The sequence below is a fragment of the Asaia bogorensis NBRC 16594 genome (genome assembly GCF_001547995.1).
GTDB classification, from domain to species: domain Bacteria; phylum Pseudomonadota; class Alphaproteobacteria; order Acetobacterales; family Acetobacteraceae; genus Asaia; species Asaia bogorensis.
Genome location: NZ_AP014690.1, coordinates 1,429,523 through 1,452,644 on the forward strand (window position 1 = coordinate 1,429,523; position 23,122 = coordinate 1,452,644).

Here is a 23,122-nt window from a genome sequence, read left to right on the forward strand (position 1 = left end):
GTGATCAGGAGTTCGACGCGTGATTGATCTGTATTACTGGCCAACGCCTAATGGCCACAAGATAACGCTTTTCCTCGAGGAGGCTGGGCTGGATTACCGGATCATTCCGGTCAATATCAGCAAGGGCGATCAATTCGCTCCCGCATTTCTCAAGATCTCGCCTAATAACAAGATGCCAGCGATTGTCGACCACGCGCCTGCTGACGGCGGTGAACCGATCAGCGTGTTTGAGTCCGGCGAGATCCTGCTTTATCTGGCCGAGAAGACCGGATTATTCCTCTCTTCCGCGCCACGTGAGAAGATCAAGACCCTCGAGTGGCTGTTCTGGCAGATGGGGGGCTTCGGGCCCATGCTGGGACAGAACCATCATTTCTCGCTCTATGCTCCCGAGAAGATCGCTTATGCCATCAAGCGCTATCAGGACGAGACGAAGCGCCTCTATACTGTGCTGGAGACACGCCTGAGAGAAAGCGCCTTCGTAAGCGGAGAGCAATACGGCATTGCCGATATGGCGACCTATCCGTGGACGCGCACCTGGAAGGAACAGGGGATCGATATCGAAGCCTTCCCTGCGGTAAAGGCATGGCGCGAGATTGTCGAGGCTCGACCGGCCACGCAGCGTGCCCTTGCGCGGGCCGATGAAGTGAAGTCCTGAGAGCTCAAACAGTGGGGCAGAATCATGGGGTTTGCCCCCACTCCTGTTCCGAAGAAAAACACCCGGCACCATTACGGCACCGGGTGTTTTTTGCTCAAGGCCGCAATCAGCAGGTTGCGGCCCGTTTCCCGTCAGATCACCAGACGGTAAAGCCACCATCGACACTGACGATCGAGCCGGTCATCAGGCTTGCGGCATCCGACGCAAGGAACTGGACAACCGAGGCCACTTCTTCGGGCTGTCCAACGCGGCCCATCGGGGTACCATCGACCCAGCGGTCGTATAGCGCGGGCTTCTGCATACCAAAGCGGGTAAGGGTGGTTTCGATATAGGTGGGGGCAACGGCATTGGCACGGATGCCATGCGGGGCCCACTCGGCGGCCAGTGAGCGGATGTACTGATGCACCCCTGCCTTCGAAGCGTTATAGGCGGCCTGCTCCTGCGGACGGTTGACGATAAGGCCGGACATGGACCCGATTGCAACAATCGCGCCTGACTTCTGCTTGATCATCACGCGTCCAACGGCCTGGCAGCAGCGGAACACGCCGTTGAGATTGACATTGATCTGCTTGAGCCACTGATCTTCCGTCATGTCCTCGGCCTTGACCTCGGAGATGCACAGACCGGCATTAGCGACCAGAATATCGAGGCGGCCATGACGCTGGACGATGGTATCCACGGCCTGGGTGACGCTGCTCTCGGAAGTGACATCCATCGCGACGCTGCAGGCTTTCATACCCGAATCGCTCAGGCTCTTGGCCGATTCAGCCGCCTTGGTCGCGTCAAGGTCGGCGATGACCACATGGGCGCCAGCCTCGGCCAGCGCGGTAGCACAGCACAGACCGATGTTCTGCGCGCCGCCCGTGACCACTGCAACACGACCATCGAGGCGAAGTTTTTCCATATACATGGGGAGTGACTTTCTTGTTAACCGGCGAGACGGTGGCGCACGAGCTTTGTCAGCGCCATCCCTCTTGCGTCGAAGAGGTGACAATTTTCCGAGAGCAGGCGCAGACCGACCGTGGCATCGACTTCGCCACCGTGATCGCCATCTGTCTGCACGATAATCAGCGCGCCATCCGGAAGCGCGACGTGCAAGAGCGTGAGGGCTCCAAGCCGCTCGACCATGCGGATCACACCTGAGATCTCGCCATGCGGGTCGAGCACGATATGCTCTGGTCGAACACCCAGTGTCATGGCTTCGGCAGAAGCGGACTCACCCGGTAGCACGGGCACCGTGATGGGCGTTCCGTGATCGAGGGCAACGGTCATGCCTTCTTCACCGATGCTGCGCACGGTCACGGGCAGGAAATTCATTGGCGGTGAGCCGATGAAGCGCGCAACGAACAGGTTGCGGGGGTGATGGTAGAGCTCGAGCGGTGAGCCAACCTGCTCTACGACACCCTTTTGCAGGACCACGATCTTGTCAGCCATTGTCATGGCTTCAACCTGATCATGGGTGACGTAAATGGTCGTTGCCTTGAGGCGACGGTGCAGGGTGGCAAGCTCGACACGCATCTGGCCACGCAGGGCAGCATCGAGATTGGAAAGGGGCTCGTCGAACAGAAACACCTTGGGGTTGCGCACAATGGCACGGCCGATTGCAACGCGCTGCCTCTGGCCGCCCGAGAGCTGGCCTGGCTTGTGCTTGAGATAGGAATCGAGCTGCAGGGTCTTGGCCACGTCGGTGATTTTCTGGCGACGTTCGGCTTCGGGCATGCCGGCCAGCTTCAGGCCGAATTCCATGTTCTGGTAGACATTCATATGCGGGTAGAGCGCATAGGACTGAAAGACCATCGCGAGGCCGCGCTTGGCGGGCTCGACATCATTGACGCGCTTGCCGTCAATCAGCAGGTCACCGCCAGAGATCTCTTCCAGTCCGGCGATCATACGCAGGAGAGTGGATTTTCCGCAGCCTGAGGGGCCAACGAAAACCACGAATTCCTCATCGTTGATCTCAAGGGAAACGCCCTTGATGATTTCTTCGGCGTGATAGGTCTTGCGGATATCGCGCAGTTCAACTTTAGCCATTGTTCACTCCGAAAGAGCGTGAGGAGCCGAAAGGGAGGGTCATTTCAGAGAGGGTCATTTCACGGCGCCGAACGTAAGGCCACGTACGAGCTGCTTCTGGCTGAACCAGCCAAAGACGAGGATCGGAGCGACGGCAAGCGTGGAGGCGGCGGAAAGCTTGGCGAAAAACAGTCCCTCAGGCGACGAGAACGAGGCAATGAAGCTCGCCAGAGGGGCAGCGCGCGACGAGGTGAGGTTGAGCGACCAGAAGGCCTCGTTCCAGCACAGGATGAGGGAGAGCAGCGCTGTAGAGGCAATGCCGGGCAGGGCGAGCGGAAGCAGCACGACGCTGATCTCCTGCCAGCGATTGGCCCCGTCCATACGTCCAGCCTCAAGGATTGGCACCGGCACTTCCTTGAAGAAGGTGTAAAGCATCCAGACGATGATCGGCAGGTTGGTCAGCAGATTGATGATCGCTAGACCGATCACCGTGTCGAGCATGTGCGTCGACCGCGCGATCAGATAGACCGGCACGAGCACGCCGACAGGCGGCAACATGCGCGTCGAGAGCATCCAGAGCAGGGTGCCACGTGTGCGTTTGGTGGGAAAAAACGCCATCGAATAGGCTGCTGGAACGCCAAGAAGCAGCGCGCCGCCAGTGGCAAGCACCGACATGAACACGGTGTTGAAGGTAAAGTGCCAGTAATTCTCCTGGGCAAAGACGTCGTGATAGCTTTGCAGCGTCGGCTTGAAGATCAGATGAGGCGGTGTCGAGATTGCGTCCATCTCGCTCTTGAAGCCGGTAAGGACCATCCAGAGGATCGGAAAGAAGATCCACAGCGCGACGGCCCAGCCGACGACACCGAGCGCGATTTTGGGGAGGAGTTGCGTTTTCCGGGCCATGATCTCATGCCTCCAGATTGCGGGCGACCGCACGAACGAGGAATGCGGCGATGATATTGGCGATGATGATTGCAATCACGCCACCGGCCGAGGCACCTCCGATATCGAATTGCAGCAGGGCGCGTGAATAGATCAGGAAGGCCAGATTGGTGGAGGCAACGCCCGGTCCGCCTGAGGTCGTGACCGAAATTTCAGCGAATACGGTCAGCAGATATATGGTCTCGATCATGATCACGACCGTGATGGCGCGGCTCAGATGCGGCAGGATGATGTAGCGAAACCGGGCGATCGGCCCCGCGCCATCCATACGTGCCGCTTCTTTCTGCTCATGGTCGAGTGACTGGACCGCTGTAAGCAGGATAAGCACGGCAAAAGGCAGCCATTCCCAGGCAACAATCATCATGACTGTCTGCATGGGATAATGGGCAAGCCAGTCGATGGGTTGCAGCCCGACTGCCCGCATCATGGCGCTGTAAACGCCATAAATCGGATGCAGCATCAGGTTTTTCCACAACAGGGCTGACACTGTGGGCATGACGAAGAACGGCGAGATGACCAGCACACGCGCAATACCGCGCCCGAAGAAATCCTGGTCATACAGCACGGCCAGTAGTACGCCGCCGCCAACGCTTATGACGAGAACCCCGAGCACGAGCAGAACGGTATTCAGCAGCGCGTAGAGGAAATCCGGGTCAGTCAGCAGGTAGACGTAATTACTGAACCCGGCGAAACCCTTGAGGGTCGGGTCGACCAGATTATAGTTCTGGAACGAATACCAGAGTGTCAGGACGAGGGGGATCAGAGACCAGATCAGCAGGATGATGACCGCAGGGGAGAGGAATACACCTGCTCCCGCTTTGCGCTTCACCCGCTTTGGTGTGGCGATGACAGCTTCCATAGGCAAGCTCCACGAGCGTAAGGCCGCTCGTCCTGGCTGTAAGGGGAAAGTTCAGCGTGTCTTGTGGGGAGTCCGGATGATGTCCCCCACGTGGCGTGGGGGCTTGAAGGTCTAGTGGGCGAGGGCTTCGGCCATCAGGGCACGATGGTGAAGCTGCTCGTCATGCATCGCCTGAAACACGGCAAATTTAGCGTTGTGATAACGTGACGTGCTGGTATCAGGCGCGACTTCTGCGCCGACACGGGTCATCTGCGACATGGCCACGCGCATGTCGCTGTAAACACCGCCTGCAACAGCGCCGAGGATCGCCGAGCCAAGGAGAACAGCATCGGGCTCCTTTGGCAGCATGATACGGCATCCCGTCGCATTGGCATGTTCACGCAGGAACACGGGGTTCTTGGTGCCGCCCCCTGTCGCGAAAATGGTGTCGATTGCGTAACCCTTGGCATTGAGCGCGCGGATGATATCGCGCGTGCCATAGGCCAGGCCCTGAATGGTCGCGAGATAGAGCATCACAAGATCATCGAACCCGGCTGAGAGGCTGAGCCCGCTCACCATGCCGCGCAGGGTCGGGTCGGCGTGGGGCGACCGGTTGCCATGATAATCTGGCAGCACGTGGAATTCCGCTGTCAGCGAACCGGGCAGGGCGCCTTTTTCGAGTTCGGCCAAGCGCTCATTGAGCAGCTCGTAAACGGTACGACCTTCTGATTTGGCCTTTTCGGCCAGTTCAGGGCCATAGGCATGGCTGGAAATCACGAAATCGACGAGTGAACCTACGGCAGACTGACCGGCTTCGTTCAGCCATGTGCCGGGGATCATGGCCTCGGAATAAGGGCCCCAGATCCCATCCACATAACGTGCCTCTTTCGACACGGCCATATGGCAGCTCGACGTTCCACCGATCAACGCAAGGCTGCGGTCGAGTGCGGCATCATCAACCGTTTCACCCGATGCGGAGCCGATCACACCGATGCCACCGGCATGGGCGTCAATCGCGGATACACCGACAGGGATACCGGCTTCGAGCCCGAGTTCATGCGCGGCATCGGCACTTAGGCCGTTTCCGACGGTCTCGCCCAGCGAACGCACATTCTTGCCGATGCGCTGGTACCCTTCATCAACCAGTTCGCCCAGACCGATTGCCTTGAAGTAGGACTCATCCCAGCCCTTGGAATGGGCGAGATAGGTCCATTTGCACACTGTCGAGCAGCAGCTGCGGGAGTCTGCGCCGGTTGCGCGCCATGTCAGGTAATCGGGAAGATCAAAGAAATAGCCAGCTTTGGCGAAGGTCTCCGGCATATTGCGCTTGAGCCAGAGCAGCTTTGGCGTTTCCATCTCGGGAGAGATGGTGCCCCCGACATAACGCAGCACCTCATACTGGCCAGCGTTGATTTCCTCAGCTTCTTTCATCGCGCGATGATCGGCCCAGAGGATGATGTCCTGCTCAGCTGCCCCCTTGGGATCGATGGAGAGGGGTTTGCCCTCGCGATCGAGAACGACGAGCGAGCAGGTGGCGTCAAACCCGATGCCGCGCACTACAGGGTTTTTGCCCTCAAGCTCGCTCATCGCAGTACGGATGCTCTTGCAGATGGCACCCCAGATGTCCGTTGAGGATTGCTGGATGAAATCTGCCTCAGGCCGCCAGGTACGGGTGGGGGTCACGCAGGAAGCGAGCTTCTCTCCAGTGAGGGAAAACACGCCGGCGCGTGCACTGCCTGTGCCGACATCGACGCCAATAACAACTTCCATGGGGACCCATCCAAACTCTTACGAATTCGTCATATTCCCACTCAGCTTCTGGGATGCAATTCACCAATGCGTGTGATCTGTCTCAATATGTATGAGATATCGCACAAAAAAACCCGGCACCTTGAGATGCCGGGTCGATAGCCTGTCATGTTTGCCAAAAGGGATCAGAAATTGACCCCGGCCTGGACGAACACGTTACGGCCCATGAAGAGATTGCCGTACTGGTAAACGTTGCTGTTCGTGGCACCATCAACGACGTAGGGGGGCTTCTTGTCGAACAGGTTGCGCACGCCTGTCTGGAAGTTCCAGCGGTTCAGCTGATAGGCCAGCGTGATGTCATGCGTGAAGATGCCCGGCGTCTTGTAACGGCCAACAGTGCCCTTAACGAGGTCCTCAGACTGGTTGTTCCAGACCATGCCGCCCGTATAGCTCATCATATAGATGAAGCTGAAATCGTCATGACGCCATGTTGCCGTTGCGTAGTCACGCACGCGGGGCTGACCCGTGCTGTTGTTATACAGCAGGCGACCATCATAATTGTACCACTGACCGCCCGGCACATATTGCTGCTGATAGCTTACCAGCTGCTGGAAATTGTTGCTCAGGTTCAGGCGATCATGACGCGTGATACGGAAGGTATAATCCAGATCGAAGTCGATACCGCTCGTGTGTAGGCCGCCGAGGTTTTCATACATCGCGGTGGCAGTCTGGATCTGCTGGGTCTGCGCGTTACGCACGATTGCCGAGCAATAGCCGGTGTTTGCGCCGGTATAGCACTGATCAAGCAGATACTGCGTCCCGATGACGCTGATCATGTTCTTGAGCGTGTAATGCCAGTATTCGACCGAGAGCGACAGACCCGGCACCCAGTGCGGCGTCAAGACAGTACCGAACGTATAAGTGCGGCCGGTCTCGGGCTTGACCTGCGCGTTACCGCCCTGGAGAGTCGGAACCTGAGCCGAGTTGCGCATCTCGAAGCCCGGGCTGATGCCCTGGCGAGCGCATGTGGCAGCAACCGTCGGGGAGGATGCACCATAGCTGCCCATCTGCGAGCAGGGATCATAGGCGGTTTCATAGCTCAACTGCTGACCACCGAAGAGCTCGAAGATGTTGGGCTGGCGGTAGGACGTGCCCAGCGTTCCGCGGAAGCGGATATCACGGTTGGGTGCCCAGTTGATCGCGACCTTCCAGTTCTTTGCTGCACCGAAGGTATTGTAGGACGAATAACGGCCCTGCGCGTCGATCGTCAGATCCTTGGCCAGGAAGGCATTCTTCAGCAGGTTCAACTTGCCTTCAAGATAGCCTTCGGAAACGTTGAATCCACCACCGGTATAGGCCTGGGTGTTGGTCAGCGTGAGACCCTGTGCCACCAGCGGGTCGGGGCTGTCGCTCATCTGCTCGCTGCGATGTTCCATGCCGAGCGCGATACCAAGCTCACCACCGTTCTTCCAGGGCATCGAAACGACGTGGTTGTTATGCACACGGAAGTTGGTGTCGCGGAACTGGTACTGGATGTTTTCGGCTGTCGTGTAATTGGTATAAGCAGCGCCCTGCGGCGTCAGCTTGCCAAACGGTGAGGAGAGCTCACAACCTGCCGATGCCTGACATACACTCGGATCATAGACGAGGCTGGTATCCGGGTTGCCGGGATCGGTTGCGCGCAGACCCCAAGTGTTGAGCAGATTGGCATAATTGCCAATGTTCAGACTGCGAACGTTCTCACGGTTAACACCATAGGTATAGGATGCATCATACATCCAACCATGGGTGATCTCACCCTTTGCGCCGAACATGCCGGTCACCGTGTCCGAGGCGCGCTCATAACGGCGGGGGCCCCATTCACCCATGCGACGATAGACGGTTGTGTCCTCACCGAACGGGTTGCCGGGATAATCGCCGGGAACCACGACCGCGCCGGGAAGGGTGCTCGGCGGGATCGAGCCGGACATGGGCTCGGGCGCCATGAAGCTGTTTGTGGTGCGGTGGCTGTAAAGCACGTTCGCATAGACTGTCAGGTGCTTGTTCACATCGTAATGTGCATCACCCGAAAGCGAAGAGTCCTGATAGTTGTTGGTCAGGCTGGAATCGCGATTGAAGGGGTAGCGATCTGCCTTTGTGAACGGCACGACCGTCTGGCCATTATCATGGGTCGTGTAGCCCTTGCCATTGCCGCTATCGGGGTAGAATACGCCGTTCGTGCTGTAGGAGGAGCCATAGGTCGGCTGGCCTGAGACCGGGTTCGTCAGCGCCACGGGGTTTGCCCAGGCGCGGTTACGCTGCATCACGCCGGTTGAGGTCAGGTACTGACCGAACAGGGTGATGTTGCCCTTGCCATGGTCGAAGTTCCAGCCCTTGAACGCTGAGAGCATGCCCTCGGGCGCATCGCCATATTGCGAGATGCTGCCGCGCATCGTGATGTTGCCGGTGTTCACGTCGTGACGCATCTTGATGTTGATGACGCCCGACACGGCATCGGCACCGTAAAGTTCCGAACCGCCATCCTTCAGGATTTCCACGCCAGCCACCTGCTGAAGCGGAATGGCGTTGAGATCGACGCAGTTCGAGTTGCCATTGATGGTTGTGCGCTTGCCGTCGATCAGCACGAGAACGCGGTTGGTCCCGAGGTTGCGCAGATCGGTACAGGACACACCGCCGCCGCCATTAGTGACAGCGTTCGTCGTGGCACTGGAGCCGACGGACGGCAGACGGGCAAAGAAATCACCGAGGTTGTTCACACCCGTCTGGGCGATCTGCTTGGAGGTGATGATCTGCACCGGGTTCGAGTTAGTGTTGTTCGACGTGCTGAGCGCCGAGCCAACCACCGTGATGCTTTCATTGCCAGCCGGGGCGGGGCCGGAAAGCGACGTCAGGCTGCTGCGACGTGCGCTAACTGGCGCTGCCGTCGTGACAGCCGCCGGGGTTGCTGTGATGCCCGTGCTGACCGGACGTGCAGACGAACGTACGGCGCGTTTTGTGCTGCTCTTGTGGCTTGCCTTGTGATGGGCCGTGGTCGCGGTGGCGGCCTGAGCCGTGAAGCTCGCACCGGCGAGGATCGTTGCACCGAGCAGCATGGAGGCGCGGCAGATGCGTGTGCGGGAAATGGCCATTGGTCACTTTCGCGAAAAGAATTGAGGGCGGAATAAGCTCCGGATTTGACCCCGCAGATGGCACATGGTGATCAAGAGTTTCAATCTCGTAACGTAGAGTCACCCGCCGCCATTGTGACATTTCCATTGCGATGTGTTCCCGATGCAACAGGCTGTTGCATGGATGTTGATAGGAAGTTTTAAAACTGACGCATGTTTGGGAATTTTATTACCAGCCAGTACTTGACGTGCTGATCACGGAAACTTTACAAGGGCGCAGCTCGCGAAAACGCGAGCACGAAACTGCTTCCAGCGAGCCGCCATGACCGTTCATCCCGTCGTTGCTTCCGTCACCGAGCGCATCATCGAGCGCTCCGCCGTGTCGCGGCGTCGCTATCTCGCCCTCATGGAGCGAAACCGTCAGAAGGGCATCTCGCGCCCGCGCCTCGCCTGCGGCAATCTGGCCCATGCTCTCGCGGCATCGGGGGAGGACAAGGCGCGCCTCATGCGTGGGGGCGGGGTGAATCTGGGTGTCGTCACCAGCTACAACGACATGCTCTCGGCGCATCAGCCTTATGCGCGCTATCCCGATCAAATGCGCCTTTTCGCTCGCGAAATGGGTGCGACAGTGCAGGTGGCTGGGGGCGTGCCGGCCATGTGCGACGGCGTGACGCAGGGGCAGGAGGGTATGGAACTCTCTCTGCTGTCGCGGGACAACATCGCCATGGGCACGGCCATCGGCCTGAGCCACGGCATGTTCGAGGGCGTGGCGCTTCTTGGCATATGCGACAAGATCGTGCCCGGATTGCTGATGGGCGCGTTGCGCTTTGGCCATCTGCCCGCGCTGCTCATTCCGGCGGGCCCCATGACGTCGGGGCTGCCGAATAAGGAAAAGCAGCGCGTGCGGCAGCTTTATGCCGAAGGAAAGGTGGATTCGAGCGCCCTGATGGAGGCCGAGGCTGCCTCCTATCACAGTGCCGGAACCTGCACCTTTTATGGCACGGCCAACACCAATCAGATGATGGTGGAGATGATGGGCCTGATGTTGCCTGACTCTGCTTTCTGGAACCCCAGTACCCGCATTCGTCAGGCGCTCAACCGCAAGGCAGTGCATCGCCTTGTCGAGATCTCACAGCCAGGCTCGGATCATCGCCCCCTCGCGCAGATGGTGGATGAAAAGGCGATTGTGAATGCGGCGGTCGGTCTACTGGCCACGGGTGGGTCCACCAATCACGCCATCCACCTGCCGGCCATCGCGCGTGCGGCAGGTATCTGCATCGACTGGAGCGATCTCGATGCGCTCTCCGGGGCCGTGCCGCTGCTCACGCGGGCTTATCCCAACGGTTCGGCCGATGTGAATGCCATGCAGGAGGCCGGTGGGCTTCCAACCCTGATCGCTGCGCTGAGCGAGGGCGGGATGTTGCACCAGGATATCCTTACGGTGTCGAAGGGTGGCTATGCGGATTACGCCTGCCGTGCCCGACTGGAGGGAGAGGCCCTGCTTTACAGTGCGGCGCGCGCGTCATCCGATCGCAGCGTGCTGCGCGATACACGCGAGCCTTTCCGTCAGGATGGCGGGATGCGTCTGGTGCAGGGCAGTCTCGGCCGTGGCATCTACAAGACGAGTGCCGTCGATGATGACCGCCAGACCATCGAGGCACCGGCTGCAGTGTTTCATCGTCAGGAAGATGTCATCGCCGCTTTCAAGGCAGGCAAGCTGAACCGTGATGTCATTGTGGTGGTCCGTTTTCAGGGGCCGGATGCAAACGGCATGCCTGAGTTGCATCGCCTGACGCCCACTCTGGCAGTCCTGCAGGACAAGGGCTATCGCGTGGCGCTGCTCACGGATGGTCGCATGTCCGGCGCAAGCGGGAAGGTGCCAGCCGCCATCCATATCTGCCCAGAGGCCCAATCCGGCGGCCCGATTGCCCTGATCGAGGATGGCGACATGCTGCGCATCTGTGCCCGCCGTGGGCAGATCGAAGCGCTGGTCGAGCCCGCCATCTGGCAGGCCCGTCAACCGGCCTTGCCGCCCTTGCCCGGACTGGGTACGGGACGCGAGCTTTTCACACTGATGCGCAGCCGGTCCGATACGGCAGAGAAAGGTGGCTCAGCCATGCTCGCCGCTCTCGAAGACACGATGGACCTGCATGCTACAGAACTCGACAAGGAATTCTTCGATGCTCGACACGACTCTGCTCGACTCGGTCATGACGCGTTGTCCGGTCATTCCGGTGCTGGTCATACCGGACCTGTCGCTGGCCCGGCCGATCGCGCAGGCGCTCGTCGCGGGCGGGTTGACCACGCTTGAGGTGACGCTGCGCACCGAATGCGCACTCGACGCCATCCGGGAAATGTCCAAGGTCGAGGGCGCTCATGTCGGGGCGGGCACTGTGCTGAACGGTGACGATCTGGCACGCGCTGTCGATGCGGGCTCGCAGTTCATCGTAAGCCCCGGTCTGACGCCAGAAGTAGCCGCTGCAGCCCAGCGTCATGACGTGCCGCTTCTACCGGGGGTGGCCAATGCGGGTGATATCATGCGAGGGCTCGACCTCGGACTGAGCCGTTTCAAGTTCTTCCCGGCCATGGCCAATGGGGGGCTACCCGCGCTCAAGGCGCTTGCCGCCGTGTTCGGCAAGGCCCGTTTCTGCCCCACGGGTGGGATCACGGAAGACAACGCCAGCGCCTGGCTTGCCGAACCCGCTGTTACATGTGTGGGCGGTTCCTGGCTTACGGCTGGTCCGTTCGATGCTGCCGCGATTGAGGCACGTGCCCGCAATGCTGCGAAGCTGGCAGGCTGAGGCCAAACGCGAGGAGAGAGAGATCTTCTGACGGACGAGCGACGATGGGCCAGGTTCGCGCGGCTCTGATGCGCGCTGAGATGTCAGGCAGGATGCGTGTTTTGAGTGCCGCGCTGTCTGGCCGCCTGTCTTGTGGGGTGTGTTCGCCACCCCAAGGAATAAGAAAGACTGTCCCTGGGTTTACGGTCTGCACTGGGGTACGTCCCTGATCCGTCAGTAAGAAATTATAACTTAGAATTTAAGATCGGGATCATTGCCAAGTCGAAGCCTTTCGACGGATAGACACAGACATGCCCTCCTCAGAATTCCGTCCGGATCCCCACGGCTCTCAGCCGCTTTCATGACAAAGCAGGGGCGATCCTATTTCGGATTGGCTGGTGTCATCGTGCTTGCGATGACAACCGAACTCAACGAGCAGGTCTCGTCACAATCACTTCCTGATATCCTGGGCGGACTGGGCATCAGCCACGATCCCGGGACCTGGTTCAACAGCCTTTATCTCTCGGCTGAGGTCATGGGGATGTCGCTCGCGCCCTGGATGGCGCTGACCTTCGGTGTCCGCCGCTTTGCGGTGGTGGTAGCGATGATTGCCAGCCTTTCGGCCGCCTGCATCCCGTTCAACCACAATCTGACCCTGCTCTATGGGTTGCGCCTTATCGAGGGGCTGGCTGGCGGGTTTGCCGTGCCGTTGCTGCTGCTGGTGGCCCTGCGCGTGCTGGCACCCCCTGTGCGGCTTTATGGCCTTGCGGCTTACTCCCTTACGGCCACGTTTTTTCCCAATCTCAGCACGGCGTTGGCAGGTCTGTGGACCGATCTTGTCGATTGGCGCTTTGTGTTCTGGCAAGCCGTGCCTTTTGGCAGTCTGGCAATTTCGCTCATCTGGTATGGTATCGCGCCGGAGGAGCCCAATTACAAACGCTTCCGCAATTTCGACTGGAAGGGCGCGCTCCTCATATTGTTCGGTTTCGGGGCGCTCTCCACGATGCTGCAGCAGGGAGACCGGCTGGACTGGTTCAATTCACCCGCCATCTGCGTCATGGCCCTGGTGGCGGTGGTGTGCATACCACTCTTGGTGATCAATGAATGGGAGCAGCATACGCCGCTATTTCGTATCCAGCTTCTCGGTCGACGCAATTTTGCCTACGGGGCAACGACGTTGCTCATCTTCCTTGTGGTGTCTCTGGCCTCATCGACCCTGCCTGCGACATTCCTGCAGGAAGTGGCTGGCTACCGGCCTGAACAGATCTACCCTGTCACGCTGGAGATTGCCTGTATCCAGCTCGTCATGCTGCCTCTTATGGCTGTCGTGCTGAACAGCAAGGCGGTTGATAGCCGCGTGGTCAGCCTGCTGGGCATGTGCCTGATCTGCATGGCGTGTATTGGCGACAGCTTTCTGACGGTCGGATGGAACCGCAACGAGTTCTATCTGTGGCAGATTTTCATGGGCGCGGGTGAGGCGATGATTGTCATGCCACTGCTCATGATGTCCACCAACTCGCTCGTTCCCGCCGAGGGGCCGTTTGCCTCCGCAATGGTCAACACCCCGCGTGCCGTGTCGCAGGCTATCGGCGTCTGGATGCTCCAGCTTATCCATCGCTGGCGCGGTGGGCTGCATTCCAACCGCATTACGGACCGCATCGGGCTGGACCGCTACCGCACCTTTCAGGCAAATGCCATTCCTTTGCAGCGCCCGGCGCCTTTACTGCCTGACGGTACCCCGCGCAGCCCGGATGCGTTGCCCACCTTCAAATATCAGGTTGCCCATCAGACGACCGTTCTGGAACTGTCTGACGCCTATCTCATCATCGCCGGGATTACGGTGTTCCTCATGGCATGGGTCATTCTCCTGCCTCAGCGGACCTATCCCCCCCGCCTCATGTTCGTGAAGAAAAAATCCTGAATCATGGCTTCAGACGACCAGAAAAGCAGCCCCGCCAAATGGCCTTTCCTTGTGACAGGCTTCATCCTCGTGGTGTTCTGCGGGATCATCCTTGCGATCATTTTCGTGCCAAACCGCAAGGTCTGGACCAATGATGCCTATGTGACGGCCCATTACGCCACCATTGCGCCGCGTGTGCCGGGACAGGTGGTCGAGGTGCTGGTTGATGATAACCAGAGCGTCAAGGCGGGGCAGGTCATGGCACGGCTCGATCCACGCGACTACGAAACGGCGCTTACCCGCAGTCGTGCCCAGCTCGCACACGACGAGGCGCTCGTGCTCGATGCCGAGGCGGCGGTGGATCGTCAGCCGAGCATGATCGAGGAAAGCAAGGCAGAAGCCGCGCGGATTGAGGCGCAGCTCGTCTATGCCAGGCAGAATGCCCAGCGCTATCACAACTTGGCCCAGACCGGCGCAGGGTCCGCGCAGGAGCGTCAGCTTACCGATGCCTCCATGCGCGAAATGGAAGCCAATCTGAGGAGCATGAAAGCGCGGATCACGGCAGCGCAGGATGAGATCCCGATCCTGCGGGCACGCCATGAGGCGGCGCTCAGGACGCTCAAGATCGACCACGCCGTGGTACGGCAGGACGAGCTCAACCTGTCCTATACCGAGATACGCGCGCCGTTTGACGGTATGGTGGGCGAGAAGACCGTTCAATCGGGCAATTATGTATCGCCGGGTGCCGCCCTTATGGCGCTTGTGCCGATGGATCAGCTTTGGGTCATGGCGAATTATCGTGAGCTTGCGCTGCGCCATATGCGTCCCGGACAGCACGCCCGTATTCATGTCGATGCCTATGATATGGATCTGGACGGCATTGTTGACAGTATTCCCCCGGCTTCGGGTGCCGCCTTCGCCCCGATCGCCCCGGAAAATGCCACGGGTAATTTCACCAAGATCGTCCAGCGCCTTCCCGTGAAGATCGTCGTGGCCCCGAACCAGCCTCTTGCCAGGCTGCTGCGTATGGGCTTTTCGGTCGAGACGACGGTCGATACCCATCTTGAAAATGTCGTGGATGAGCAGCGGCATAGCGCGAACGGGATCACCGCACGATGAGAACGATCAGGCGGCCGGCTGTTCTGCGCAGCGGAATAGCGCTGTGCTGCCTTGGTAGCATGGTTGCGGCCTGCACGATGGGCCCTGATTTCAAACGTCCGGATGTGATCTCGCCTGCGCAGTTCGGGGCGGAGCCGCAGGATGTGGCAGGAACGACCTACGGCGGTCCGGTCGATGTGGCCTGGTGGAAGCAGTTCAATGACCCTGAGCTCAATTATCTGATTGATCGTCTTGCAGTGCAGAACATCGACCTGCAACGCGGGATGCAACGTATTGCCGAAGCCCGGTCGCAAACACGTATCGCGGCCGCGCAGGGGCTCCCTAGCCTGAACTGGGCCGGGTCCTATACCCGCACCCATCAGAGCGAGACGGGGTTTATCTCGCTTGTGCAGCCACGCAATGGCGCGCCGAACGAATATGATTTCTTTCAGAACACGCTTGGCGCGTCATGGGATCTCGATCTTTTCGGGCAGATACGCCGTGCCGTCGAAGCCCAGCACGCAGCACAGGAGGCCGCAGCCGAGGCACGCCACGGCCTTGCCCTGAGTACGATCGCGACCCTGGTTGACAGCTACATGCAGCTTCGCGGAGTTCAGGACCAGATTGCAATTACCGAGCGGCACATGGCGGTTTCCGATCATGATCTGGCCCTCGTGCAGTCACGTTTTGGCAACGGCGCAGCGACCACGCTCGATCTGGCGCAGGCCCGTACGGAGCAGGCCAATACGGCCTCAGCGCTTCCCACCCTGCGCAACTCGGAAAGCGCGCTGATCAACGCCATTGGTCTGCTTCTGGACGAACCGCCGCGAAGCCTCGCGCAGGAACTGGCACGCCGTGATGGCACGATGCCGATCATCGTCCCGGCTGCGCCGATCGGGGTGCCCTCAGCCCTGGCTCGCAGGCGCCCTGATATTCGTGAAGCCGAAGCCAAGCTGCATATGGCGACTGCTGGTGTCGGGGTCGCCATCGCTGCATTTTACCCGGATATTACCCTGACGGGGCAAATGGGCACGCAGACCCTGTCTGCAGCGAATTTCTTTTCACTGCCATCTCGTCAGTTTGCGACGGGGCCAACCCTGTCTGTCCCACTCTTCGAGGGCGGACGCCTGCGCGGGACGCTGGCACTGAGACGGGCCGAGCAAAAAGACGCGGCGCTTGCCTACCACCAGACCGTGACGACGGCCTGGAACGAGGTCGACAATGCCTTGACGGCTTATGCCCAGTCCCAAAAGCGCCTCGTGCAGACGCGGATCGCGTGGCAGGAGAGCCGCAAGGCTGTCGAGGTGGCGCAACAGCGCTATCGCGAAGGGGCTGTGAACTTCCTCCAGGTCGACACGGCAGAGGCTGCGGCGCTGGCCGCGGAGGCGACTTTCTCGGCCAACAGGATTCAAATTGCGACTGCTTTCGTCTCGCTTTACCGGGCGCTGGGTGGAGGCTGGGAGTATCCGGCTTTTTCAGAAGATAAATCTTCAAAATCAGAAGGTTAGGGTCATTGTTTTGACCAGTGTGTGAGAAGCTGTCTCTTCGAATCATGCTTTATCAATAACGATCAAATCTCTGATATTATACGATTCCTGAGTCCAAGATTTGTTCCTTTGGGGTTTGAGAGAACAAACTGCGATCCTTGAGCGATCCTTGCGCGATCATGGTGCCAATCTGAACTACATATTTTTCTAAGAGTCTTGTTTAGAATCATAGGCCTAGACGGAAATGATCAAGTGGTGCCATAAGGCGGCATGAATGGACGTTCTCATATCGTTCTAGGTTTGGCCTGTGGAATAACGGCGGCCGCTGCCGGCTATGTGCCGTTCACATTCGCCTCTCTGGGAATGGCTGCCCTGGGGAGCCTGACACCTGATATCGACACCGAACGTTCCATGCTCGGCTGTCGCCTGCCTTGGCTTTCGCGAACGCTTTCCCGTTGCATAGGCCATAGGACAGTTACCCATTCTCTGGCGGTGCCATTGCTGCTGGGTCTGGCTGCGATCCATTTTGGTGGAATGGATCTCTTGTGTTCCGCTGTGGGAAGTTTCCTGATCGGATATGCGAGCCATATCGCAGGTGACCTCGTGACCGGCGGATGCTGGGCGCTCTACCCATTATCCCGCAACAGGATCTCTCTCTGGCCATATGCTAGGGTGGGCAGCCTGCGCGAATATATGGTCCTGCTTGTTAGTCTCGGGTTGTTGGGAAGCGTGACGTATCATCTCCTGACCCATGAGACACGTCAGTCCGGCCATCACACATCAATCGGATCTCACAGCGGCAAAGCCCGCCGCATGGCTTTTATTGCGTAAAACGGCTCGGACGCCTATGAGCACCTCTTGAAATCCAGCCATTCCGGAGCCCGTCATGACCTCTCCCGATCGCCTGCCCGTCCGCCGGGCGCTTCTTTCCGTTTCAGACAAGACCGGTCTGATCGATCTGGGCAAGGCGCTGATCGCGCATGGCGCGCAGCTTCTCTCGACGGGCGGATCGGCCAAAGCCCTGCGTGATGCCGGACTGCCTGTGACCGACGTTTCCGATCACACGGGCTTTCCCGAAATTCTGGATGGTCGCGTGAAGACGCTGGTGCCGCAGATCCATGGCGGTATTCTTGGCCGTCGTGATCTGGACTCTCACAAGGCACAGATGGCTGAACACAATATTGCGCCAATCGACCTCGTTTGCGTCAACCTCTACCCGTTTGCCGCGACCGTCGCGTCGGGGGCAGGCCCGGAGGACTGCATCGAGAATATCGATATCGGTGGGCCTGCCATGATCCGCGCAGCAGCCAAGAATCATGACCATGTCGTGATCCTGACTGAGCCCGCACAATATGATGCGCTCAAGGCATCGCTTGATGCGGGCGGTTCCACCCTGGCCGAGCGCACGGCCTGGGCAGGTGCCGCCTATGCCCATACGGGTGCCTATGATGCGATGATTGCCACCTGGTTTGCGGGCCAGCGCGGCGACGCCCTGCCAGAAACCATGACGCTGAGTGGCACGCGTCGTGAATCCCTGCGCTACGGTGAGAACCCTCATCAGCAGGCCGCTTTTTATGTCACCGGTGAGAAGCGTTTCGGCATCGCGACGGCAACGCAGATTCAGGGCAAGGCGCTCAGCTACAACAACCTGAACGACACGGATGCGGCTTTTGAGGCTGTTGCCGAGTTCGACAAGCCGAGCGTGGTGATCGTCAAGCATGCCAATCCCTGCGGTGTGGCCAGCGCCGAGACGCTCGAGGCGGCATGGAAAGCTGCACTCAAATGTGACCCCGTTTCGGCCTTCGGCGGCATCGTCGCGCTGAACCGTACACTCGATGAGGCGACAGCCGAGCAGATTGCCACGATCTTCACCGAGGTGATTGTGGCCCCTGACGCCACCGAAGGCGCACGCGCGGCGCTGAGCCGCAAGAAGAGCCTGCGCCTGCTCCTGACGGGGGGCGTGCCTTCCGCCACGGCTGAGGGCATGACTTTCAAATCGGTTGCAGGCGGCTTCCTGGCACAGAGCCGTGATGCCGGTCAGGTGACCGAAGCCGATCTGCGTGTCGTGACCAAGCGGGCACCGACCGACGCTGAAATGGCCGATCTGCTTTTTGCTTTCCGCGTTGCCAAGCATGTGAAATCCAATGCCGTGATCTACGCCAAGGATCGCGCCACGGTCGGCATCGGAGCCGGGCAGATGTCACGCGTCGACTCAGCGCGTATCGCGGCGCGCAAGAGTCTCGACGCAGCCGAAGCTGCAGGTGAGACAGTGGCACTGACAGAAGGGTCGGTCGCGGCGTCTGACGCGTTCTTCCCCTTCGCTGACGGCCTTGAGAGCGTGATTGCAGCCGGTGCCATCGCCGTTATCCAGCCGGGCGGTTCCATTCGCGACCAGGAAGTGATCGATGCTGCCGATGCAGCTGGCATTGCCATGGTATTCACCGGTATGCGCCATTTCCGTCATTGAAACTGGTCTGCGTTGTCGCTTTCCCGATTGCCCGGTGCCTCGGACTGAAGTCGCACCGGGTAACGGGGCGTCAATCAGTCGGTTGTGAAAGACAGGGCTGAGATAGCTCTCACGGAGGGGGGAAACATGAAGATCAGAACCGGTTTGCTGGCAGGGCTCGTTGCTGCGTTGGTGGTTGCGCCTGCTGGACGTGCCGCTGCTCAGCCGGCCATTTCAGGGGATACGATGCCTCAGGGGACCATGTCGCAGGCAGTTCTCGGCTCACTCCCGGCGGGATGTGTTTTCGATCTGACAAGTCTCCCCCGTTTTTCTGGCAAGATAGACCGCCTATTGCCGGGCACACAGGGTGATGCCGTCGGTGCCTTGCTCAAGGATGGCACCGAAATCGAAATGCCCCCCGGTCTGGCCGCGCAGGATCACCACATGCGTGCTGGGGCGACCATTACCGTTCGTGGGCTTGCCGCTCCATCGCTTCGTCTTGTTCGGGCCTTTGCGCTGAGCAACGGGCAAGAGCTTTGTGCCTCGCCGATGCCGGAGCTCGTGACGGCAGCGCCCCCCGCCAGCACACAGGGCCGGATTGCGCGGCTCCTGCATGATGGTGATGGGGCGCTGAATGGAGCCTTACTTGATAATGGCACCGTGCTGCGTGTGCCTGCCTCCGGCGCCCGTACCTCTTTCCTGCGTCTCGGGGCGCCGATCTATGCGGAGGGTTACGGCTATCAGACGGCCTATGGCAAGTTAGTCGTGGCAAGGCGTCTTGGGCCCGACAGGCTGCAGGCCATTCATGTTTCAGATGAACCGCTTGTCCCCCGCGGCGCTCCGCCGGGATCGGCGGGTTACGATCAGATTGAGGCGCCCGGAGGCACTGAATAAGGTCCTCTCAGCGGTTTAGCCTGTGTATCGATAAGGAAATGCCGGGTGGCGTTACCATCCGGCATCTTTAATTCGACCCGCTGGGGCGCTATCGATCGCGTGATGTCCTCAAACGATGTCTGACTCACGCAACGCGAGTGTAAGGCAAGGCGACAGGGGGAGAATGGGGGCAACCGTCGCCTGGAAGGCGTGATACAGATCAGCCTTGTCCGGGTAGACCTCGCCTGAATAACGGCCTTGCGCGTCCACCTCATTACGCCATCCACCAAATTCATGGTCGATCAGTGTGCTGGCGATATAGTCCCAGACCTTGCGATACCATGTTTCATAGGCAGGGCTGCCCGTGCGCTTAAGCAGGTTCACTGCGGCGGTGACAGTTTCCGCCTGCACCCAGTGCGCCCGCACTGTGACCACCGGCTTATGGTCCCAGTCGATCGTGTAGATCATGCCAGGCTCTCCATCGGGTGCCCACCCAAAGCGCAGCGCTGAGTCCAGCAGGGCGCGGGCATCATGCAGCATCCAGCCGGGGGCGGTCCCTTCGCGTCGCAGAAGAGCGGCCTCTACCTTCAGAGTGAGGTGAGCCCATTCTGCGAAATGGCCCGGTGTCATGCCATAGGGGCGCAGGGGGTCTGTCGTCTTGTCTCGGTTGTAGTCCTTGAGGAGTGTCCATTCCCGGTTGAAATGCTCGGGCATGCAGTAATCATGGTTTCCCGCGATCTCGTGCACAAAGCGGTGCACGATACGATGGGCGCGATCGAGCCATTTCTCATCCCCTGTGATATCAGCAAGGGCGAGGCAGGATTCTGTGGAGTGCATGTTGGCGTTTGCGCCGCGATAGTCCTCCTCGTCGCTCCAGTCGAAGGCGAAGCTCTCACGCATGACGCCTTCATCTTCGGACCAGTAATGGGTCTCGAGAACTTCGGTCGCCAGGCTGAGAAGCTTTTCGCCCCCTTCAACACCCAGCAGGGTTGCCGACGAGCCGGCCAGGGCCACGAAAGCATGAAGATAGGCCTGTTTGCGGCCCTCGCGTGCTGCAGGTGATTCGTACCAGCCGCCGTGATCCTTATCATGGAGCGGGCCGAGAAGAGCCTTGACGCCATGACGTACAAGCGGGAGGCAGCCCGGTATGCCCTGCAGGGCTGCCATGGAGAAAGCATGGACCATACGGGCGGTCAGGATCCCGTCTGGCAACGCGCCCTCGGGCAGGGTGCCGTCGCGGCCAAGAGCGCCAAAACCGCCTTCCATGCGTGATGCCATTGCGAAGCGGAGCAGGCGGCGGCCCTCGGCGGCCAGCCACAGGCGATGGGCGGAACGGCGCACCCAGCTTGTTTCAGGCAGAAGCATGGGCGAGAGAAGATCGGTCATAGAAACTGTCCCGTTATCGGCCGCCAAAGGGGCCTCGCATTACATGAACGGCAATGATCACGCATGGAAACGCGTTGAGTTGCGCGACAGAATATTGCGCGTCGTTTCAGGAGACCGGAAACGGCGAACCCGGAAGGGTTCCGCTTCGGATACGTATAACGCGTGACAAGAGCACGTTAACGCCTGTCGCGATCCTGCGTCCTGTCTGCTCGGCAAGTCTGTCACAAGAATTCACTATGGCTTGGCATTGGCGCGTCTTATTGTGCGGCATCAACGCGTTAGCGCGTAAGTATTATTGCATCAGGACGACAAGAAAAGACATGGCGCCGTCACAGTCAGTAAATCCGCCCCCGGTTGATCTTCTTGGTTATGGCAAGCTTCCGTTGGAAGTTGCTCGCAACAAGGGAATCTGGCCTGCGCCGCATTATCAGCATTCACTGGTAGCCTGCGCGCGCTGGGAGACGGAAAGCGTCGTGGAATGGCTCACCTATCATCGGTCGATCGGGTTCGACCATGTCTATCTGTACTGTAACGATGATGATCCGACGGCACTCTATGAAGCGGTGATGCCTTTCATTATCGCCGAAAAGCCATTCGTGACCTTCCATCACTATCGCTATGTGGGCGAGCAGTTTCAGATGTATCGCCACTTTCTACGCCACCATGTGCATGAGACGCGCTGGTTGATGTTTCTGGATATCGACGAGTTTGTGTGTTTGCCAGGCAGCAACGACATCAGCAGTGTAAGCACCCGTTTCGGTGCAGATCACGACGCGGTCTATCTCAACTGGTGCGGCTATGGCTATGGTGGTCATGTCGAGCGGCCGGGCGGAAGTGTCCTGCGTCATTACCGCCATCGCGAGAGCGGTGCCTCACCTTTTACCAAGATCCTCGCCAAGGCGGAGGCCGTGTCCTATCGGCGTGCCTGCGAGAACCCGCATGTGGCCATCCATCACGATCTATTCGGCTTGGGCGCGCCGCTGCGCGCCTGCAACATGCTCGGTGAATCGATGGAGGGTTATTACAATAACTTCCCTGACCACGCGTGGTCTTTTCTGAACGCCGACAATAGGCGTGAGCGCCTCGTTCAGGCTGGCTATATCGCGCATTTCAATATCCGCTCGGAACAGGATTTCGCGCGTCGTGTTGCCCGGGGATGCCAGGGAGACTTCGCTGCCCAGACCCATTGGCAGAACAAGAATGTGCAGGAGCGGGCCGAGTATCACGCTGCAACCAATGCCGTGCTCGATACCTATCTGTCCGACTACTGGGAGGCGATGATCGGCAAGGGATGGCAGACGAGCATCGTGCCCTGCTCGCAATGGGACCTCCTTTCGAGAGGGAAGCGCGCCACGCAGAGTTCCACCATGCATCAAGGCTCGCGCGATGACGATGCCAGTCGGGCCGTATCAGGTTTCCTGACGGGGCACCCGCAGCATCACACAACCCTTGAAGACAACCCCTGGTGGATGGTTGATCTCGAAGTGCTCAGCCACATTCATCAGATCATGATTTTCAACCGGCTGGATGGCGTTATGGAGCGGTTGGCGAGCTTCAAGGTCGAAGTTTCGCATGATCGCATCATATGGAAAACGATTATCGATCGGCAGGACGGCCCGGTCTTCGGCGGGCTTGACGGGACGCCATTCAACTGGATCGACGAGGCGGGCGTTCTCGGACGCTTCGTTCGTGTCACCATACCGGGCAGGCAGGTCTATCTGCAGACCGATCAGATCGAGATTTTTGGCCGCCCATTTTCTCTTGACGACTTCAAGGCCGCCAACGCCCCTGACTAGGGCGCATCACGGCGCGGCATCGCCACGGGAGGTCAAGGCAGAGCCCTTTTTGCAA

At 59.4% G+C, this 23,122-nt stretch carries 17 protein-coding genes; 10 read left to right on the plus strand and 7 right to left on the minus strand.

Features of this window, described 5'->3' with window-relative positions:
- The first annotated feature begins 19 nt into the window (after positions 1 to 19).
- Entirely contained in the window at positions 20 to 655 is a 636-nt protein-coding gene (locus Asbog_RS06365) for a glutathione binding-like protein (protein WP_062164486.1), read from the plus strand.
- A gap of 136 nt (positions 656 to 791) precedes the next feature.
- Here Asbog_RS06365 and Asbog_RS06370 read toward each other — a convergent pair whose 3' ends face one another.
- The 6 genes from Asbog_RS06370 to Asbog_RS06395 all read right to left on the minus strand — a co-directional run bounded on the left by Asbog_RS06370 (position 792) and on the right by Asbog_RS06395 (position 9,322).
- Positions 792 to 1,565, minus strand: a complete 774-nt coding sequence (locus tag Asbog_RS06370; protein ID WP_062164487.1) for an SDR family NAD(P)-dependent oxidoreductase — start codon at positions 1,563 to 1,565, stop codon at positions 792 to 794.
- 17 nt (positions 1,566 to 1,582) lie between these two features.
- Positions 1,583 to 2,686, minus strand: a complete 1,104-nt coding sequence (locus Asbog_RS06375) for an ABC transporter ATP-binding protein (protein ID WP_062164488.1) — start codon at positions 2,684 to 2,686, stop codon at positions 1,583 to 1,585.
- Positions 2,687 to 2,740: 54 nt separating this feature from the next.
- Complete coding sequence (locus Asbog_RS06380; protein ID WP_023977319.1) at positions 2,741 to 3,568, minus strand: carbohydrate ABC transporter permease; 828 nt, start codon at positions 3,566 to 3,568, stop codon at positions 2,741 to 2,743.
- Between the two features lie 4 nt (positions 3,569 to 3,572).
- Positions 3,573 to 4,466 carry a carbohydrate ABC transporter permease gene (locus Asbog_RS06385; RefSeq protein ID WP_062164489.1) on the minus strand — a complete coding sequence of 298 codons (894 nt, stop codon included), beginning with the start codon at positions 4,464 to 4,466 and terminating at the stop codon, positions 3,573 to 3,575.
- Positions 4,467 to 4,577: 111 nt separating this feature from the next.
- Positions 4,578 to 6,215 carry an FGGY-family carbohydrate kinase gene (locus Asbog_RS06390; protein WP_062164490.1) on the minus strand — a complete coding sequence of 546 codons (1,638 nt, stop codon included), beginning with the start codon at positions 6,213 to 6,215 and terminating at the stop codon, positions 4,578 to 4,580.
- Between the two features lie 164 nt (positions 6,216 to 6,379).
- Entirely contained in the window at positions 6,380 to 9,322 is a 2,943-nt protein-coding gene (locus Asbog_RS06395; RefSeq protein ID WP_062164491.1) for a TonB-dependent receptor domain-containing protein, read from the minus strand.
- A gap of 301 nt (positions 9,323 to 9,623) precedes the next feature.
- Here Asbog_RS06395 and edd point away from each other — a divergent pair, with 301 nt between their 5' ends.
- The 8 genes from edd (at position 9,624) to Asbog_RS06435 (ending at position 19,906) form a co-directional block, all read left to right on the plus strand.
- Positions 9,624 to 11,612 (plus strand): phosphogluconate dehydratase, encoded by a 1,989-nt coding sequence (edd, locus tag Asbog_RS06400; RefSeq protein ID WP_171840668.1) that lies wholly within the window; start codon positions 9,624 to 9,626, stop codon positions 11,610 to 11,612.
- Entirely contained in the window at positions 11,512 to 12,102 is a 591-nt protein-coding gene (gene eda, locus Asbog_RS06405; protein WP_171840729.1) for a bifunctional 4-hydroxy-2-oxoglutarate aldolase/2-dehydro-3-deoxy-phosphogluconate aldolase, read from the plus strand. Before edd ends, eda begins: the two co-directional genes overlap by 101 nt.
- 340 nt (positions 12,103 to 12,442) lie before the next feature.
- Positions 12,443 to 14,002, plus strand: a complete 1,560-nt coding sequence (locus Asbog_RS06410; protein ID WP_062164493.1) for an MFS transporter — start codon at positions 12,443 to 12,445, stop codon at positions 14,000 to 14,002.
- A gap of 3 nt (positions 14,003 to 14,005) precedes the next feature.
- On the plus strand, positions 14,006 to 15,100 hold the full coding sequence (locus Asbog_RS06415) for an HlyD family secretion protein (RefSeq protein WP_062164494.1): 1,095 nt from the start codon (positions 14,006 to 14,008) through the stop codon (positions 15,098 to 15,100).
- Positions 15,097 to 16,587 carry an efflux transporter outer membrane subunit gene (locus Asbog_RS06420; RefSeq protein WP_083510746.1) on the plus strand — a complete coding sequence of 497 codons (1,491 nt, stop codon included), beginning with the start codon at positions 15,097 to 15,099 and terminating at the stop codon, positions 16,585 to 16,587. Before Asbog_RS06415 ends, Asbog_RS06420 begins: the two co-directional genes overlap by 4 nt.
- A gap of 249 nt (positions 16,588 to 16,836) precedes the next feature.
- Positions 16,837 to 17,397 carry a metal-dependent hydrolase gene (locus tag Asbog_RS06425; protein WP_062164496.1) on the plus strand — a complete coding sequence of 187 codons (561 nt, stop codon included), beginning with the start codon at positions 16,837 to 16,839 and terminating at the stop codon, positions 17,395 to 17,397.
- A gap of 55 nt (positions 17,398 to 17,452) precedes the next feature.
- Positions 17,453 to 19,033, plus strand: coding sequence for a bifunctional phosphoribosylaminoimidazolecarboxamide formyltransferase/IMP cyclohydrolase (gene purH, locus Asbog_RS06430; RefSeq protein WP_062164497.1), 1,581 nt, complete (start codon positions 17,453 to 17,455; stop codon positions 19,031 to 19,033).
- Between the two features lie 126 nt (positions 19,034 to 19,159).
- Positions 19,160 to 19,906: a hypothetical protein gene (locus Asbog_RS06435; protein ID WP_062164498.1), complete on the plus strand. Its 747-nt coding sequence runs from the start codon at positions 19,160 to 19,162 to the stop codon at positions 19,904 to 19,906.
- 108 nt (positions 19,907 to 20,014) lie between these two features.
- On the opposite strand, the gene Asbog_RS06440 is transcribed toward Asbog_RS06435, so the two are convergent.
- Positions 20,015 to 21,271 (minus strand): AGE family epimerase/isomerase, encoded by a 1,257-nt coding sequence (locus tag Asbog_RS06440; RefSeq protein ID WP_062164499.1) that lies wholly within the window; start codon positions 21,269 to 21,271, stop codon positions 20,015 to 20,017.
- Positions 21,272 to 21,591: 320 nt separating this feature from the next.
- Here Asbog_RS06440 and Asbog_RS06445 point away from each other — a divergent pair, with 320 nt between their 5' ends.
- Positions 21,592 to 23,067: a glycosyltransferase family 2 protein gene (locus Asbog_RS06445; RefSeq protein WP_062164500.1), complete on the plus strand. Its 1,476-nt coding sequence runs from the start codon at positions 21,592 to 21,594 to the stop codon at positions 23,065 to 23,067.
- Positions 23,068 to 23,122 lie beyond the last annotated feature (55 nt).